16 protein-coding genes are annotated in these 15,689 nt (G+C 60.1%); 4 read left to right on the top strand and 12 right to left on the bottom strand.

Annotation, left to right across the window (positions count from 1 at the left end; translation table 11 throughout):
- Nucleotides 1–127 precede the first annotated feature (127 nt).
- The 3 genes from JFT66_RS00170 to JFT66_RS00160 all read left to right on the top strand — a co-directional run bounded on the left by JFT66_RS00170 (nucleotide 128) and on the right by JFT66_RS00160 (nucleotide 1,387).
- A complete protein-coding gene (locus JFT66_RS00170) occupies nucleotides 128–583 on the top strand; it encodes a YkvA family protein (RefSeq protein ID WP_034116849.1) in 456 nt (151 codons plus the stop codon).
- 97 nt (nucleotides 584–680) lie between these two features.
- Nucleotides 681–1,019 (top strand): helix-turn-helix domain-containing protein, encoded by a 339-nt coding sequence (locus JFT66_RS00165; RefSeq protein ID WP_034116848.1) that lies wholly within the window; start codon nucleotides 681–683, stop codon nucleotides 1,017–1,019.
- Complete coding sequence (locus JFT66_RS00160; RefSeq protein ID WP_005786715.1) at nucleotides 1,016–1,387, top strand: hypothetical protein; 372 nt, start codon at nucleotides 1,016–1,018, stop codon at nucleotides 1,385–1,387. The genes JFT66_RS00165 and JFT66_RS00160 overlap by 4 nt, the downstream gene beginning before the upstream one ends.
- Here JFT66_RS00160 and JFT66_RS00155 read toward each other — a convergent pair.
- The 8 genes from JFT66_RS00155 to JFT66_RS00120 all read right to left on the bottom strand — a co-directional run bounded on the left by JFT66_RS00155 (nucleotide 1,384) and on the right by JFT66_RS00120 (nucleotide 11,094).
- Nucleotides 1,384–3,153: a bifunctional diguanylate cyclase/phosphodiesterase gene (locus JFT66_RS00155; protein ID WP_198858552.1), complete on the bottom strand. Its 1,770-nt coding sequence runs from the start codon at nucleotides 3,151–3,153 to the stop codon at nucleotides 1,384–1,386. The two genes, JFT66_RS00160 and JFT66_RS00155, sit on opposite strands and share 4 nt — an antisense overlap.
- Before the next feature lie 119 nt (nucleotides 3,154–3,272).
- A complete protein-coding gene (locus tag JFT66_RS00150) occupies nucleotides 3,273–5,354 on the bottom strand; it encodes a carboxy terminal-processing peptidase (protein ID WP_233096978.1) in 2,082 nt (693 codons plus the stop codon).
- Between the two features lie 376 nt (nucleotides 5,355–5,730).
- The gene (locus JFT66_RS00145; RefSeq protein WP_198858550.1) at nucleotides 5,731–6,384 is read right to left on the bottom strand and encodes an HAD family hydrolase; all 654 of its coding nucleotides are present in this window, start codon (nucleotides 6,382–6,384) and stop codon (nucleotides 5,731–5,733) included.
- A 33-nt stretch (nucleotides 6,385–6,417) separates the two neighbouring features.
- Nucleotides 6,418–7,407, bottom strand: coding sequence for an ABC transporter ATP-binding protein (locus JFT66_RS00140; RefSeq protein ID WP_153837883.1), 990 nt, complete (start codon nucleotides 7,405–7,407; stop codon nucleotides 6,418–6,420).
- Nucleotides 7,404–8,204, bottom strand: coding sequence for an ABC transporter permease (locus tag JFT66_RS00135; protein ID WP_034116843.1), 801 nt, complete (start codon nucleotides 8,202–8,204; stop codon nucleotides 7,404–7,406). Before JFT66_RS00135 ends, JFT66_RS00140 begins: the two co-directional genes overlap by 4 nt.
- Entirely contained in the window at nucleotides 8,191–9,027 is an 837-nt protein-coding gene (locus JFT66_RS00130; protein ID WP_034116842.1) for an ABC transporter permease, read from the bottom strand. Before JFT66_RS00130 ends, JFT66_RS00135 begins: the two co-directional genes overlap by 14 nt.
- Nucleotides 9,024–9,830 (bottom strand): alkaline phosphatase family protein, encoded by an 807-nt coding sequence (locus JFT66_RS00125; RefSeq protein ID WP_034116841.1) that lies wholly within the window; start codon nucleotides 9,828–9,830, stop codon nucleotides 9,024–9,026. Before JFT66_RS00125 ends, JFT66_RS00130 begins: the two co-directional genes overlap by 4 nt.
- A 187-nt stretch (nucleotides 9,831–10,017) precedes the next feature.
- Nucleotides 10,018–11,094, bottom strand: coding sequence for an ABC transporter substrate-binding protein (locus tag JFT66_RS00120; protein ID WP_034116840.1), 1,077 nt, complete (start codon nucleotides 11,092–11,094; stop codon nucleotides 10,018–10,020).
- 350 nt (nucleotides 11,095–11,444) lie between these two features.
- Here JFT66_RS00120 and JFT66_RS00115 point away from each other — a divergent pair, with 350 nt between their 5' ends.
- A complete protein-coding gene (locus JFT66_RS00115; protein ID WP_034116839.1) occupies nucleotides 11,445–12,170 on the top strand; it encodes a UTRA domain-containing protein in 726 nt (241 codons plus the stop codon).
- Here the strand turns inward: JFT66_RS00115 and JFT66_RS00110 are convergent.
- From JFT66_RS00110 to JFT66_RS00095, 4 genes are read right to left on the bottom strand one after another with little or no spacing between them, the layout of a single operon-like run.
- A complete protein-coding gene (locus JFT66_RS00110) occupies nucleotides 12,151–13,113 on the bottom strand; it encodes a metal ABC transporter solute-binding protein, Zn/Mn family (RefSeq protein ID WP_198858549.1) in 963 nt (320 codons plus the stop codon). The two genes, JFT66_RS00115 and JFT66_RS00110, sit on opposite strands and share 20 nt — an antisense overlap.
- Nucleotides 13,113–14,012 carry a metal ABC transporter permease gene (locus JFT66_RS00105; RefSeq protein ID WP_005786732.1) on the bottom strand — a complete coding sequence of 300 codons (900 nt, stop codon included), beginning with the start codon at nucleotides 14,010–14,012 and terminating at the stop codon, nucleotides 13,113–13,115. The genes JFT66_RS00110 and JFT66_RS00105 overlap by 1 nt, the downstream gene beginning before the upstream one ends.
- The gene (locus JFT66_RS00100; protein ID WP_198858548.1) at nucleotides 14,009–14,755 is read right to left on the bottom strand and encodes a metal ABC transporter ATP-binding protein; all 747 of its coding nucleotides are present in this window, start codon (nucleotides 14,753–14,755) and stop codon (nucleotides 14,009–14,011) included. Before JFT66_RS00100 ends, JFT66_RS00105 begins: the two co-directional genes overlap by 4 nt.
- Nucleotides 14,752–15,672, bottom strand: coding sequence for a metal ABC transporter substrate-binding protein (locus JFT66_RS00095; protein WP_198858547.1), 921 nt, complete (start codon nucleotides 15,670–15,672; stop codon nucleotides 14,752–14,754). Before JFT66_RS00095 ends, JFT66_RS00100 begins: the two co-directional genes overlap by 4 nt.
- Nucleotides 15,673–15,689: the final 17 nt, after the last annotated feature.

Raw genomic sequence — 15,689 nt, 5'->3', positions numbered from 1 at the left:
AAAAACGCCCGATCTGACTGTAAGCCTTGTAGGCCGTGGCTTTCAGCCGATAAAACAGGCTCTGTTCACAAGGTTATCCACAATTTGTGTGGATAACCTTTTATACCGCCTGGAACTGGAGTGACCCATGAAACCACCCTTCAATTTCACCCGTTTTCTGCCCATGGCTGCACGTCTGCTTGGCCGTGGCCGTTTGCCGACACTGCTGTTTGCCGTCGCGGCCAAAGGTTCAAGCCAGGGCAACCGGCTGGGCCAGCTCAAGGATGATCTCAAATTGCTCCAGGCTCTGTGCCTGGCTTACTGGCGCGGCGAATACCGGGCGATAAGCCCCAAGGCGCTGATATCGGTGGTGGCGGGGCTGATGTATTTTCTCAGCCCGATCGATGCGATCCCGGATTTCATCCCCATGTTCGGTATGCTCGACGACATCGCTGTGCTGGCATGGGTCATGAAGACCCTGAGCGGCGAGCTGAGCGCTTTTCGCGCCTGGCGCGATGCGCAACGCCCGGAAAAGCTGGCGGTGGTTGAGCGCCTCCCAGCCACGCCTGAGCTGCTCGCCCAGGAAAACCCGCAAAAAAACTAATGATGCTTGGTATCCCCCTGCGACCTTTGTGGCTGTTAGGATTACACTTCTAAGGAAAGAACTTACTTAGTAAGTGTTTTTATCCTACGGGGCAGTCATGGATATTCAGATCATTTCACGCGATGGCGAACCCGAGTATGCGGTGTTGCCATGGGACCAGTACCAGGCGCTGCTAAAAGCTGCCGGTCAGCAGCAACCTACACGTGTTTCCTCCCCAGCCGCACCCATCGCCTCCGCCCAGGAGCTGCGACCGCTCGCAGCCCTGCGCGGCCTGCGTGAAGCCAAGGGCCTGGCTATCGAGGCCCTGGCACGCACTGTGGGGATCAGCCCCTCGTATCTTGGATTGATTGAAAGTGGTGAGCGCCAGCCGGATGCCGCGATTCGCCGCAGCCTGGCCTGGGAGTTGGGCGTTGCAGGTTGGAGGGATGAGTCTTGAGCCTACGTATCAGCCGTCAGCACTGGGATGGGTTACTCAATGAGCTGGATCAGGCGCGGCGCCAGCGCCATTTGTTGACGTACCGTGCGTTGCTGGAGCGTCTGCAATTTCCGACGCCGGCCATGCAGACCTTGGCTGCCGCTCTGGAACATCTGGCGGCGCTGGATGCCAAGGCTGAGCAGCCGCTGCGCAGTTCACTGGTGATCAGCCAGGGGGCCAGCCGCCTGCCGCGTACCGGTTTTTTTGAATGTGTGGAGCGCTTGGGGCGGTTCAGCGGGCCCTCCGATGGCGTCGCCGCCGCATCCTGGCATGCTTCTGAAGTGGTGCGGGTGTTCGAGTACGAGTACCCGGAGTCCGCCGAGGCTTAAAGCGCCTGCGATAACATGTCCATGCTATCGATCACATGAATGCTGTAGCCGGCCACGTCCTTGGCATGATGCTTGGCTTGTGAGGCCAACTCTGCTAGTTGGCTGGCATCCAGTTGCCCGCAGGCTTGTGGATACAAATGCACCACGCCGATGGACAGCGACAGCAAGGCGAATTCCTGGCGCAGGCCCTGGCGGTTAAGGGCCATGAAGCAACCGGCATCCAAGTGTTCGGCGCGGTAGAAACGTCGGCATTGGGTGTGAAAATCATCCAGCAGTTGGTTGAGCCGCTTGCGCCAATCCTGCGGGCTGAGTACCAGTAGAAAGTCATCGCCGCCAATATGCCCGACAAAGTCGCGGCTAGGGTCTACCCGGTCGTTCAGGCACTGCGCCAGGCACAGCAGCACTTCATCCCCACGCCCATAGCCGTAGATATCGTTGAACGGCTTGAAACTATCGATATCCACGTAGCAGATCACCGACTCGCGTTGTTGCTGTAACAGCCGGGTCAGACACTGTTGGATCGGCACGTTGCCAGGCAGCAAGGTCAGCGGATTGGCATAACGCGCCTGTTGGATTTTCAGTTCTGTGATCAACTTGAGCACATCGATGACCCGGCCCAGCCCGAGATAGTCGCCGTTCAGCGTGATGATGAAATCTTCTTCGATGCGCTGCCGCGCGCGGCTGGTCAGCAAACGGCTGACCTGTTGCAAGGACTGGCTCAACTCCACTGCCAGAAAATCATCGCTCATCAAGCGGCTGATAGGTTTACGTGCGAACAAGTCGGTAGCGAACGGCTTGAGCAGCGCATCCGACAACGAGTGCCGATGCACAATACCGACCGGGTGACCACAGCCATCCAGCACCGCCAACGAGTTGAGGTTGGCCTGGCGGCGGAACGATTCCAGCACTTGGGCGGTGGCCGTATCTTGATCTACCGCTGGCTGTTCATTAAGCAGGGCGCTGAGATCAATTCCTTCATCATGGAGGGTGATCGTGGGGCTATCCGGCTTGGGCAACATCAGGCGCGCTTCCTGCGGCGGGTGTTCTTGAGGGCGGCAGAGCAGGTAACCCTGAACCAGATCGACGCCCATCTCAGTCAACACCGCCAGTTCTTCCGGCCGCTCAATCCCCTCGGCAATCACTTGAGCGCGGGAGGCCTTGGCGATCTGCAGGATCGAGCCGACAAATTCGCGCTTGAGGGCGTCCTGGTGAATGCCATCGATAAAGTGCCGGTCGATCTTGACATAGTCCGGACGCAGCTCTGACCACAGCCGCAGGCTGGAGTATCCGGCGCCCAGGTCATCAAGCGCGATGGCAAAACCCATGTCGCGATAATGATGCAGGGCGGTTCGCAGCAGCACGAAATCGTCGGTGGGCGTCTGCTCGGTGAGCTCGATCACCACCTGGCTCGGTGGGATACCGAAGTCGCGCAGCAGTTGCAGGGTACGCCCCGGCTGATGCGCGCTCTCCATCAAAGATTCCGGCGAGATATTGAGGAACAGCTTACCCGGCAGTTTCTGATCGCTGAAGCGCCGGCATGCACTCTCTCGACACACCATTTCCAGTTCGCTCAGGCGCCCGGCATGACGGGCCACGCAGAACAGCGCGACGGGGGAGTGCAGCGGGCTGTTGGACGGGCCGCGGCTGAGGGCCTCGTAACCCAGAATGCGTCGCTGCGACAGACAAATGATCGGTTGGAACAGGCTGTGCAAACTGCCTTGAGCCAGGATTGAGCCCAATGCATCCAGCTGTTCGGTCATGGTCATGGCGATCTCGATCGAAAAAAAAGGACCGCAGGCTTAAAACCTGCGGTCCTTCCATTTCACGACAGAATGATGTCTATATGATGACACTCCCAAGAGCGACCATATTAAATTGCCATCACTTACTGCTTGGCCATCTGCTTGGTGATTTTCAGGTAATCCAGCAGGATCCGGCCGGTCTCGGCCAGGTAGGCGTCGTCTTCCGGCTTGGTTTTATCCGCCTCGGCCGGCAGTGCGTCTTCATCTTCTTTCTTCAGCTCTTTGAGCGGGTCTTCGCCCTTGGCCTTGCGACGGGTGTTCTCCAGTACCAGCTGTTGGTTTTCGATGCTGGAGTGCTGTGCACGGCGATCCGCTTCATTGAGGCTGACGGTTTTCTCTTCCATCAGCTTCTTGGCCAAGGCCAGCTTGTCGCGGATAAACACGAACTCGGCATCCTTGGCGGAGCGGGTGTCGTGATCAGCTTTCAATTGCGTCAGGAATGGCTTGAACGGGTCTGACGCCGGCTTGATGGCAGGACGGATGGTGTCCCACGGCATGGCTTCAGGCAATGCGCTTTCACCGATTTCCTTGGTGTCGATGATCGACGGGAAATCGATATCCGGCAGCACGCCCTGATGCTGGGTACTCTGCCCGGAAACCCGGTAGAACTTGGCCAGCGTCAGTTTAAGCTCGCCATGATTCAGCGGCTGGATAGTCTGCACGGTGCCTTTGCCGAAGGTCTGGCCGCCGATGATCAGGGCGCGGTGATAGTCCTGCATGGCGCCGGCGAAAATCTCCGAGGCCGAGGCCGAGAGACGGTTGACCAGGAGCGCCATCGGCCCTTTGTAGAAGGCACCCGGGTTCTCGTCTTCCAGCACGTCGACACGGCCGTCAGCATTGCGTACCAACACGGTCGGGCCCTTGTCGATAAACAGGCTGGTCAGCTCAGTGGCTTCCTGCAGGGAACCGCCGCCGTTGTTGCGCAGGTCGATGACCACGCCGTCGACTTTTTCTTTCTGCAGTTCCGTCAGGATTTTCTTCACGTCGCGGGTGGTGGACTTGTAGTCCGGGTCACCCGCACGGAAGGCTTTGAAGTCCAGGTAGAAGGCCGGGATTTCAATCACGCCCAGCTTGTAGTCCTTGCCATCCTGCTTGAGGTTGAGGACTTTCTTCTGCACGGCCTGGTCTTCGAGCTTCACCGCTTCACGGGTGATGGACACGATTTTGCTGGTCTGGTCGTTAGGGGCATTGGTGTGTGGAATCACTTCCAGGCGCACCACGCTGCCTTTTGGCCCACGGATCAGCTTGACCACTTCGTCCAGGCGCCAGCCGACCACATCGACCATCTCCTTGTCGGCCTGGGCCACGCCGATGATCTTGTCGGCAGGGGAGACTTGCTTGGTTTTGTCTGCCGGACCTGCCGGCACCAGGCGGACGATCTTCACCTGGTCATTGTCGCTTTGCAGGACGGCACCGATGCCTTCCAGGGACAGACTCATGTTGATATCAAAATTTTCTGCGTTATCAGGCGACAGATAATTGGTGTGCGGGTCGTAGGACATCGCAAAGGTATTGATGTAGGCCTGGAAGATATCTTCGGCACGGGTCTGGTCCAGGCGCGCCAGTTGATTCTTGTAGCGCTTGGTCAACAGCTCCTGAATGGCCTTGGGCTCTTTGCCGGCGATCTTCAAGCGCAGCACTTCGTCCTTGACGCGTTTGCGCCACAGGTCGTCGAGGGCTGCGGTGCTGGTTAGCCAAGGGGCGTCCTTGCGATCCACCAGAAGGGTTTCCTTCTGGGTGAAATCGAGCTTGTCGACGCCTTTGTTCAGCTCACCCAAGGCGAAGTCCAGACGCGCTTTGACGCGGTCCAGGTAACGCTTGTAGATGGTGAAGCCGGGTTGCAGGTCGCCGCTTTTGAGGAAGTCGTCGAATTGCGTCTTCCACTTGTCGAACTCAGCGATATCGCTGGCCAGGAAGTAGCTGCGCGACGGATCCAGCAGCTTGAGGTAGCTGTCGTAGATGATCACCGAGCGAGCGTCGTCCAGCGGCGGCTTGCTGTAGTGATGGCGCTTGAGCAACTCGACGACGTTGAGGCTGGCAATCACCTCATCGCGATCAGGCTGAAGATTGTCCCAGCTATTGGCTGCGAACGTATTGGTCGACATCGACGCGAAGCCGAGACCAATGAAAAAAGCGAGGGCGGTGCTTGGGAACAGATGCTTCATGCTGATTCGACGCGGGGGCAATTGATAACGCATATTAGGCCGTCTTTGAGGGAGCCGGTTCCATATGGTCCGGTCGCATAATGCAAAAAGCCCGGCGATACAGCAACGGGCTCAGTCCAGACTCACTATGGAGGCACTGTGAAAGCATTGCAAGGCGTTGAAGGGCAGGTGGAGGGTCAGAACAACCCAGTCCTACATTCGGTGTAGTCCATATTGCCAACAGCCCGGCCGGCTCCCAGACTGAAATGCGGTCAGTGTGGGAGCGGGCTTGCTCGCGAACGCGGTGGGCCAGATGAAACATTTTTTACTGACCCACCGCATTCGTGAGCAAGCCCGCTCCCACATTTGATTGGATTTCAGTCCGCAAAGCTCAGTGTCAGGCCCAGTGGTGGATAGGCCAGCCAGCCTTTTCAGCATGCTCACGCAATACAGGGTCCGGGTTCACCACCTGCGGGTGATCCACTTTCAGCAACAATGGCAAATCATTGCGTGAATCGGAGTAAAAGTACGCACCTTCAAGGGTTTCGCCTTCCTGTTCCAGCCATTCGAGCAAACGTGTGATCTTGCCTTCGCGGTAAGTCAGCACACCCTCGGTACGGCCGCTGTACACACCATGGCTGACGCCCAGGTTAATCCCCAGCACTTCATCGATACCGATACGCGCCGCAATCGGCGTGACCAGGTGAGTGCCCGATGCGGAAATCACCAGGATCCGGTCGCCATTCGCACGGTGCCGGGCGATGGTCTTGGTGGCGTCGCTGTAGATCAGCGGCTCAATCACGTCCTCGACCCATGGCTCCACAAGATGCTCGATTTCTGCCGGCGTGCGGCCGATCATCGGCTCCAGGCTGAAATTCATGAAGTCTTCCATCAACAGCTTGCCCTGGCTGTAGGCGTCCATCAGCTCATTGTTCCTGGCCATGAACGACGTTGGATCGACCCAGCCGAGGCGGCCCATCTGTTCGCTCCACAGGGTCGCGCAGTCGCCGTGGATCAAGGTGTCGTCCAGATCAAAAATTACCAATGCCATCCGTCATGCTCTCTCTCAAAAGGTCACTGCCTGTCAGGCTACTTCACACAGGGCGCTGGGGTCGATGGAAAGTGCCAGGCGCTGGCCATCCGGGTGCAGGTCGTCGGCTGAACGGTTGAGCACGTCCACTACCAACTCCACGCCCCGGGCTTCGATGCGGTAGCGGATCACGTTACCCAGCAGGCTGTGGCTGCGTACCAGCGCATCGAGTTCGCCGCTGCGGCTCAATTCGATGGCCTCGGGGCGAATCGCAATGCGCCCGCTGATCGGCCGTTGCAGCAACTGGCTGGCCTTGTCGGCATCGAGCAGGTTGTAGTTACCGATAAAACCGGCGGCGAAGACATCCACCGGCGCGGTATAGAGAGTTTCGGCATCGCCACTCTGTACGATCTTGCCCTGGTTCATCAGGAAGATGCGGTCGGACATGGTCAGGGCTTCTTCCTGGTCATGGGTCACGAAAATCGTGGTCAACCCTAGTTCGCGCTGGATCTGGCGGATCTGTTCGCGCAAGTGCTTGCGGATCCGCGCATCCAGCGCCGACAGCGGCTCATCCAGCAACAGCAGGCGCGGGCGAGTCACCAGGGAGCGGGCGAGGGCCACGCGCTGGCACTGGCCGCCGGACATCTGGTGCGGGTAGCGGCCGGCGAGGTCCTTGAGCTCCACCAGTTGCAGCACTTCCTGCACACGCTTGTGGCTGTCGTCAGCGTTGACCTTTTGCATGCGCAGGCCGAAGGCGACGTTCTGTTCCACGGTCATGTTGGGGAACAGTGCGTAGCTCTGGAACACCATGCCGATATGGCGTTTCTGCGGGCTCAGGGGCACGATGTCCTGGCCGTCCAGCAGGATTTTGCCACTGTCCACCGGGGTCAGCCCGGCAATGCAGCGCAGCAGGGTGGATTTGCCACACCCGGACGGGCCGAGCAGGGTGACGAACTCGCCCTTGGCGATTTCGCAGTTGATATCGCTGAACACCGGGGTGCCGGAGTAGCTTTTTTGCAGGTGTTGGACGCTGACGAAGCTCATTGGCTTTTGTCCTTGTTCAAGATGTTGGCGGCCCAGGTCAGCACCAGCACGAAGAAAAAATAGGAGATCACGACGGCACTGGTGAAGTGGCCGCTGCTGTTGCGCATGTTGTTGAGGTACACCTGCAGGGTTTCGTAGCGGGTGCCGACGAGGATGTTGGCGAACACGAACTCACCGAACAGGAACGAGAAGGACAGCAGCAGCGCCACCATCAGGCCCTTGCGCAGGTTGGGCAGCACCACCAGGATCGCGGCCTGCCAGGTGCTGGCACCGAGCAGTTGCGAGGCGTCCATCAGGTCGCGCAGGTTGATGGCTTGCAGGTTATTGGTGATCGCGCGGTACATGAACGGCAACGCCACGGTGAAATAGCAGCCGATCAGGATCCACGGCGTACCCACCATTGCCAACGGTCCGGAACCGTACAGTTGCAGCAAACCCACCGAGGACACCACCGGCGGCACCGCAAAGGGCAGCAGGATCAGAATGTTCATCAGCGCATCGAGCTTGGGAAAGTGGTAATGCACCACAAACAGCAGTGGCAAGATCAACACTACCGAAAGGATCAGCGCCCCCACGCACACCAGCAGCGATTGCCCGAATGCCATCAGAAAGCGCGGGTCGCTCCACAGCTGTACGTACCATTTCACGGTAAAACCGGCCGGCAGGATGGTGGCCGACCAACTGCTGGCAATCGAGTAGACAAAGGTACCGATCAGCGGCAGCACCAGGATCAGGAACAACAGGGCTACCACTATCCGATGGTAAAGGGCGGCCGGGCCGGCTTCAGCGCGAGACATGGTAGCTCCTCTTGAGCAACAGTTGATGGACCACGGTGACCACGGTCATCAGCGCCACCAGTACCACGGCCAGGGCGCTGGCCAGGTTCGGGTCGAGGGACACGTCTCCGGAGACCAGGCCCGCAATGCGGATCGGCAGTACGTTGAAGTTGCCCGTGGTCAAGGCGTAGACCGTGGCATAGGCGCCCAAGGCGTTGGCCAGCAGGATCACGAAGGTGCCGAGCAGGGCAGGGGTAAGCACCGGCAAGCCGATATGCCGCCAGAACTGCCAGCCATTCGCGCCGAGCAGGGCGGCCGACTCACGCCAGTCTTCGCGCAATGCGTCAAAGGCCGGGTAGAGCAGCAACACGCCGAGGGGAATCTGGAAGTAGGTATAGAGGATGATCAAGCCGGTCTTCGAGTACAGGTTGAAGTCCTGAATGATCCCGGCCTGCTTGAGCATGATGGTGATGCTGCCGTTGAAGCCCAGCAGAATGATGAACGCGAAGGCCAGGGGCACGCCGGCGAAGTTGCTGGTCATGTTGGCAAAGGCCGTGACGAAGTTGCGCAGCGGCGAATCCACCCGGCGCAGGGAGTAGCTGCCCAGGGTGGCGATGATGATGCCGAAGATGCTGGAGTAGAAACTGATCTCCAGGCTGAACTGGATCGCCTGCAAGTAGAACTTTGAACTGAAGATCCGGGTGAAGTTTTCCAGCCCCCAACCGGCCTCTTCGGTTTGCAGGCTGTTGATCAGCACCCACACCAGTGGGGCGATTTCGAACACGATAAAGAACAGCGTGAAAGGCACCAGGCAGAGCAGGGCCAACCATTTGCCGCGGCTCATTTCAACAGCTCCCGGCATACAGGTTTGTCGTGGGGCACGCCGAGCAGTTCGCACACCGTGCCGCACAGTTCGGTCTGTTTTGGCGCGGCGTTGCTATCCAGGCTGAATCCGTCGCCGAGCACAAACAGTGGTACTTCACGCTCTTGCGGCAACAGGCCGTTGTGAGAGCGGTCGTTGTTCATGCCGTGGTCGGCGGTGACCAGCACCTGGTAGCCGGCGTCGAGCCAGCCTTGCAGGTAGTCGGCCAGGATGATGTCGGCCGAGCGTGCGCTGTTGCGGTATTGCGCGGTGTCGAGGCCGTGCTTGTGGCCGGCGTCGTCGATGTTCATCGGGTGCACCACCAGGAAATTCGGCGCGTGCTTGAGCCGTAGGCTTTCGGCATCGGCAAACAGGTGGGAGTCCGGGTAGTGGTCATTCCAGTAGAAATGCCCGTGCTGGATCGCCAGCGCCTTGTCGTCGGTGTGACGATCGCGGGCGGCGAGAAAGGGCGTGCGGTTATACAGCTCGCTGACCCAATGGTAAGCCGCCGCCGCAGTGGTCAAGCCGGCGTCGCGGGCGTAATGGAAAATGCTGCGCTGGTTGGACAGGCGCGAGACGTTGTTATGGACGATGCCGCTGTGAATCGGCGCTACGCCGGTGAGGATGCATTCATACAACGGGCGGGACAGGGCGGGCAGTTCACATTCCAGTTTGTAGAGGGCTGCGCGTCCTGCGCCGACATAGGCCTGCAAGTGCCCCATGGCGTGCCTCGCAACCTCGAAGTTCAGGCCGTCGAGTACGACAAGGATGACATTGTGGTTCATGGGGGCTGGGGCTCCGCAACAGATGATTTAACTCGATTGTCCGCAAGAAATCGGACCAAGTGTGGGAGGGGGCTTGCTCCCGATTGCAGTGGGCCTGCCAATAAATGTGTTGAATGACACACCGCTATCGGGAGCAAGCCCCCTCCCACATTGGATCTCCACAGGGTATCCAATGTGGGATAAACCCTTACTTCATCTCTACGATGACCTGCTCGTTCCACATTTGCGGCAGCTTCTTGGAGGTCGCTTCCCAGGCATCGGCATCCTTGATCGGCTGCGGGTTGGCCTTGGTATATTGCTCGCCCGGGATCAGGTTCTTGGCGATATCCAGCGGCAGCTTCAGGTCGGTTTCAGCCCGGATCGGACGCGCATTACCCTTCGCCAGGTTCAACTGGCCGGCATCGCTGAAGATGTATTCGCGGGTCAGCTTGGCGGCGTTCGGGTGCTTGGCGTATTTGTTGATGATGGTGGTGTAGCCGGATTTCACCGAGCCGTCCGATGGGATCAGCACTACGTAGTCATCCGGGTTGGCCATCTTGGCTTTGTAGCTCAGGCCGTTGAAGTCCCAGACGATACCCACTTCGACTTCGCCTTTTTCCATGGTGGCGATGGTCGGGTTGGACAGCGAGAGGCGACCTTGCTGGGCAATCTTGGTGAAGAATTGCAGGCCCGGCGCGATGTTTTTCTCGTCGCCTTTGTTGGCGATGGCGGCGGCGAGTACCGCGTTGGAAGCCTGTGCGGCGGTGCTCACGTCACCCACCGACACTTTGTACTTGCCGGTCTGCAGGTCAGCCCAACTGGTAGGAACCTCGGAACCGTGCAGCAGCTTCTTGTTGACGATGAAGGCAATGGTGCCGGTGTAGGCCAGGGCCCAGTGACCGTCCTTGTCTTTTGCCCAGTCCGGCACCTGCGCCCAGGTGGAAGGTTTGTACGGCTGAGTGACTTCCTGCTTCACCGCGATGGGGCCGAAGGCTGCGCCCACGTCGCCGATGTCGGCGCTGGCGTTGTCTTTTTCGGCTTTGAACTTGGCGATTTCCTGGGCCGAGCTCATGTCGGTGTCGATGTGCTTGAGGCCATAAGTGTTGGCCAGGTCTTCCCAGGTGCCTTTCCAGTTGGCCCAGTCATCGGGCATGCCGACGCTGTTGACGGCGCCTTCCGCTTTCGCGGCGGCTTCCAGCGTTTTCAAATCGGTATCAGCAGCCATGGCGGCAGTGCACATGGCAATGGTCGAGCCTAACAGTGATGCCAGGAAAAGCTGTTTCATCCGAAGCTCCTTTGGGCGTTTTCAACGCGGCGTTTTATACGAACGTTAGCGGTGGTTTGGTCTAGGTCAGCAATACCTGAGCCAATCTAGGCCCGATGGATGACAGTTTCATGTCGATGTCGTTTTCAAAGCGCTGATGTCGCTCAGCTCAGACTTAGCGTAGACCATGCCCAAGTGCCCGCAGGCCCTGGACTTGGCCGATGTATTGCAGGGCGTGGTACGGCCGTCGACACCTGCTGTCATGTGTCGGTCATCTGTAATGCCTAGGCTGGCACGCAACGGTAAAAGCCCAGACATAGCGTGTTTTGTGCACCTGAACGGTGCTGGTCTAGTCCAGATAGGTAACGTTGATGCGTGATGAGGCAATCAAGGCGGTAACCTCCATCGGCCTGGCGCTGCAAGAGCAGATCGACCACGGCCTGTTGCCGCCAGCCAGCAAACTGCCCGCCGAACGCAAGCTCAGCGAGTTGTTTGGTACCACTCGAATTACCGTGCGCGAAGCCTTGTTACAACTGGAGGCCCAAGGGCAGATCTATCGTGAAGAGCGCCGCGGCTGGTTCGTGTCGCCCCCGCGGTTGGCCTACAACCTGATGCAGCGCAGCCACTTTCACGCGATGGTCAGTGACCAGGGGCGTGTGGCCGCCACTGAAGTGATCAGCGCGCGATTGCAACCGGCGTCGGCGGCGGTGTGTGCGTGGTTGCAGTTGCCAGCGCTGTCCAGCGTGATCCAGATTTGCCGCAGCCGCAGGATCGACGGGCGCCTGGTGCTGTATGTGGAGCACTACCTGAACCCCGGGTATTTCCCGGGGATCCTGGCGTGTGATTTGAATCAGTCGATGACCGAGTTGTATGCGCGCAACTACGACTTGCACTATGGGCGGGTGCGTTTCGAGATTGTGCCGACTTCACTGCCGGTGGAAGCTGCGGCGGCATTGCGTGTATCGGTGGGCAGCCCGGGCTTGCGCATCGCCCGGGTTAACTATGACCAGCACCAGCGCCTGATCGATTGTGACTTGGAGTTCTGGCGACATGATGCGATTCATGTTGGGGTGGATGTCATGGCGTCAGCGTCTTGATTACCTGATCCACATTGGTTTCCAACTCTGTCACCGGGTCGGCACCGTCCACGTTCAGCACCAGCAGTCTGGAGTCGCCGGCAGTGATAGCAGCCTTCACCGCCTCACTCGGTTGACGGTGATGCAGCACCACCGCCACGTCGTTGTCCTTCAACTCTGCGCTGAGTTTCTGCAACGCCTCAGGCGTCCAGTCGGCATCTGGCCGCGCATCGGTACTGAGCACTTCCAGGTTCAAGCTGCTGAGCAGATAGGCAAAGTGATCGCTCAAGCTGACCACACTCAGGTTATCAGCCTTGGCCAGTCGCGCTTCGCTGTCGGCGTTGAGCTTGAGCAGGCGTTGCTTGAGCGCGGCCAGGTTGGCGTCGATCTTCGGTTTGGCGCTCGGAGCCAGGCGGCTCAGGTCAGCGGCCATCACATCGGCCATGCGTCCCATATTGTTGCTCGATTGCCAGGGCTGGCTGTTCAAGCCGTCGGTGGCGCCAGGTTGCACGGCGATGCCTGGCAAGCCGCCGTCCACCGGGCGTGCGGCGTCCACTTCGATGATGCGGATATTGCTGCGCCGCGCCACCGGGTACAGCGGGTCATCGGCCCACAGCGAGCGCAGGCCGATGGCGGCGTCGGCGTCCAGCGCCAAGGTGTTCAGTGCCGCAGCACCGCGACCGGTGAAGTAGGAGACTTGCCGCGAGCCGGGCAGGTTGGCCGGGGCCGCACGTTCAAGTTGCACGTCGGTGCCTTTGAGCAGCACCTCGGCCAAGCCGTAGGTGATAGGCAGCGAAGCCAGGACCTTGACCGGTTTTATTGACTTGGCCTTGGTCAGCGCGGCATGCCCGAGGCCGTGGTTGGCCTTGAACTCCTTGGGATCGAAACCATCAACGGCAGCCAGCGCCGTCGTACTGATCAAGCAAGCGATGGCCAAGGCCAGTGGGCGAAAGACAGGGCGCATTATCCAAGATTCCCTTTAAGGCTGGGCACGGTGCCGCGGGCGATGGCGGCGAAGGCGAAGGCGATACCGGCGACCAGGATGATTGCGGCGCCAGACGGGATCGGCAGGTCGAAGATGATCGGCAGCAAAATGCCGCACAGGGTGCTGACGGTGGCGATCAGCACCGAGACCCAGAAGAACCCCTTGAGCGACTGACTCAACAGGCGCGCCGCCGCGGCGGGAATCACCAGCAGCGCACCGACCAGGATCGCGCCGATGACCTTGACCGCCGCCACGGTGATCAACGTCACCAGGATCACGAACAGGTAGTCCAGGGTCTTCACCGCCACACCGCGCACCGCCGCCAGTTGCGGGTTGAAGCTGGCGAGCATGATGCGGTTGTACAGCGGCAATGCCAGGGCCATCACCAGCGAACCGACGATCGCCAATACCAGCAAGTCGTTGCCGTTGACCGTCAGCACCGAGCCAAACAGCACGTTCTCGAGGATGTGCACGTTGATTTTGCCGGCCAGGATCAGCAGCAGGCTTGCACCCAACGCCAGGGACACCGACAGGAATACGCCGATCAAGGTGTCTGGCGCCAGGCCGGTGCGGTTGCGCAGGTAGTTGAGCAGGATGCCGAACAGCAGGCAATAACCGAACAGGCTGCCATAGGGGCCGGTATAGGGTTCGCCCAGCAGGATGCCCACGGCCACGCCGGTCAGTGCAGCATGGCCGACCGCTTCGGAGAAAAACGCAAAGCGCTTGACCACCACCAGCGTGCCCAGGCCGCCAAGTACCGGGCCGATCAGCAGGCCGGCGAGCAGGGCGTTGACCACAAACCCATAGGCCAGGGCTTCCGGCAGGTAACCGGAAGAGGCCCAGCCCTGGACCATCAAGCGAAAGGCTTCATAACTCATTGCGCCGGGCTCCGAGGATGGGTGGAGAACAGGGTCAGCAGGCGGTCCGGGGTCAGCGCCTCTTTCGGCGTGGCGTCGAACAGCACACGGCGGTTCAGGCCGGTGACGCGGTCGGCCAGGCGGCCAACGGCTTCCAGGTCGTGCTCGATCCACAGCACGGTGATCCCGGCCAGGCGCCAATCATTCAACAGTCGCTCGAACACCTGGATACCCGCTTCGTCGAGGGCCGACATCGGTTCATCCAGCACCAGCAATTGTGGCGCCGGAATCAGGCCCTGGGCCAGCAGCACGCGCTGGCGCTCGCCGCCAGACAACGCACCCATGCGGCGCTTGCGCTTGTCTTGCATGCCAACGCGTTCAAGGGCATCGCCAATTACCGCCGCGTAATGCCTGGACAGGCCGAGAAACGCCGGTCGCCGCTGGCACATGGCGGCCATGAAATCGTCGACGGTCATCGGCAATCCGCGGTCAAACTCCAACGCCTGGGGCACGTAACCGATGGTGCCGGGCGTGGTCGGCCACTCCAGGCTCAAGCGCCCCTGGTGAGGCGTCTGCCCGAGCAGGGTCTTGATCAGCGAGCTTTTGCCGCCGCCATTCGGGCCGACCAACGCATGGATGCTGCCCGGCTGTACCTGGAAACTCACGCCGTCGAGAATCACGGTGCGCCCGAGTGTCAGCGACACCTTGTCGAAGGCCAGGGTCGGGCCGACGCTGACTACGTTCAGTTGTTCCGCCGCCGTCATGCCCCCGACTCCTGAATCGCACGGACCACGGTGTTGAGGTTGCCGGTCATTTCCACTTCGTATTTTTCAGCGCTGTATTCGCCGTAGGAAATATGCGACAGCGGGTACAGCTTGACCCCGGATTCACGCTGGATGGTGTCGACGTAAGTGGAAGGGAAATCCATCTCCGAGAAGATTACCTTCACGTCCAGGGCGCGCAGCTCGTCGATGGTCTTCTTCAACTGGCTGGGGCTTGGCTCGATACCGTGGGCCGGCTCGACCACTGCGGTGACTTCCAGGCCGAACTCGCGCAGCAGGTAGTCGTAGGCTGCATGCACCGTGGCCACGCGCAAGTCCGGGTTGGGCGCACTGGTCAGCTTGGCCAGGGCGTCGGCGCGCATCTGGCGCAGGCGCTTGCCGTAGGCGCGGGCGTTCTGGGTGTAGGCCTTGGCGTTGTCCGGGTCGAGCTTGCCCAGTTCGCGGGCGATGTTATTGACCTGGGCAATCGATGCACTGATCGACAGGAAGGTGTGCGGGTTGACTACCTTGCCCGCACCGCGCGCGGCATTGCCGGTGGCGGCCAGCAGCGGCACGTTGGCGTTGGCTTCGATCACCGGGATGTCCGGGCGCTCGCTGGTGGCGATCATGCGGTCGGCGAAGTCGTCATGGCCGACGCCGTTGAGCACGATCACGTCCAGGGTGCCGATGCGCTTGATGTCTTCGGCGCGTGGCTCGTAGGCGTGGGGGTTGAAGCCGGCCGGGATCAGCGGTACCACCTCGGCCTTGTCGCCGACGATATTGGCTACATAACTGTAATAAGGGTGCAGGGTGATGCCGATACGCAGGCGCTTGGCCGCCTCGGCATTCGCCAGTGGGGCGAGCATCAGGCTGAGGAAGCTGACCAGCAACAGGCGCAACAGGGACGATGAAATAGACATGGGCAATCGGTCTTCTC

The organism is Pseudomonas sp. MF6755, from assembly GCF_016405635.1.
In the GTDB taxonomy this organism is placed as follows: Bacteria; Pseudomonadota; Gammaproteobacteria; order Pseudomonadales; family Pseudomonadaceae; genus Aquipseudomonas; species Aquipseudomonas haemolytica.
The sequence above is the reverse complement of the archived record's forward strand: the minus strand, read 5'-3'. Positions and strand labels throughout refer to the sequence as shown.

Excerpts from the sequence above, each read along its gene's own strand:
- JFT66_RS00170 (WP_034116849.1), top strand. The coding sequence starts at position 128 with ATGAAACCACCCTTCAATTTCACCCGTTTTCTGCCCATGGCTGCACGT.
- JFT66_RS00165 (WP_034116848.1), top strand. The coding sequence starts at position 681 with ATGGATATTCAGATCATTTCACGCGATGGCGAACCCGAGTATGCGGTG.
- JFT66_RS00155 (WP_198858552.1), bottom strand. The coding sequence starts at position 3,153 with ATGACCATGACCGAACAGCTGGATGCATTGGGCTCAATCCTGGCTCAA.
- JFT66_RS00150 (WP_233096978.1), bottom strand. The coding sequence starts at position 5,354 with ATGAAGCATCTGTTCCCAAGCACCGCCCTCGCTTTTTTCATTGGTCTC.
- JFT66_RS00145 (WP_198858550.1), bottom strand. The coding sequence starts at position 6,384 with ATGGCATTGGTAATTTTTGATCTGGACGACACCTTGATCCACGGCGAC.
- JFT66_RS00140 (WP_153837883.1), bottom strand. The coding sequence starts at position 7,407 with ATGAGCTTCGTCAGCGTCCAACACCTGCAAAAAAGCTACTCCGGCACC.
- JFT66_RS00135 (WP_034116843.1), bottom strand. The coding sequence starts at position 8,204 with ATGTCTCGCGCTGAAGCCGGCCCGGCCGCCCTTTACCATCGGATAGTG.
- JFT66_RS00130 (WP_034116842.1), bottom strand. The coding sequence starts at position 9,027 with ATGAGCCGCGGCAAATGGTTGGCCCTGCTCTGCCTGGTGCCTTTCACG.
- JFT66_RS00125 (WP_034116841.1), bottom strand. The coding sequence starts at position 9,830 with ATGAACCACAATGTCATCCTTGTCGTACTCGACGGCCTGAACTTCGAG.
- JFT66_RS00120 (WP_034116840.1), bottom strand. The coding sequence starts at position 11,094 with ATGAAACAGCTTTTCCTGGCATCACTGTTAGGCTCGACCATTGCCATG.
- JFT66_RS00115 (WP_034116839.1), top strand. The coding sequence starts at position 11,445 with ATGCGTGATGAGGCAATCAAGGCGGTAACCTCCATCGGCCTGGCGCTG.
- JFT66_RS00110 (WP_198858549.1), bottom strand. The coding sequence starts at position 13,113 with ATGCGCCCTGTCTTTCGCCCACTGGCCTTGGCCATCGCTTGCTTGATC.
- JFT66_RS00105 (WP_005786732.1), bottom strand. The coding sequence starts at position 14,012 with ATGAGTTATGAAGCCTTTCGCTTGATGGTCCAGGGCTGGGCCTCTTCC.
- JFT66_RS00100 (WP_198858548.1), bottom strand. The coding sequence starts at position 14,755 with ATGACGGCGGCGGAACAACTGAACGTAGTCAGCGTCGGCCCGACCCTG.
- JFT66_RS00095 (WP_198858547.1), bottom strand. The coding sequence starts at position 15,672 with ATGTCTATTTCATCGTCCCTGTTGCGCCTGTTGCTGGTCAGCTTCCTC.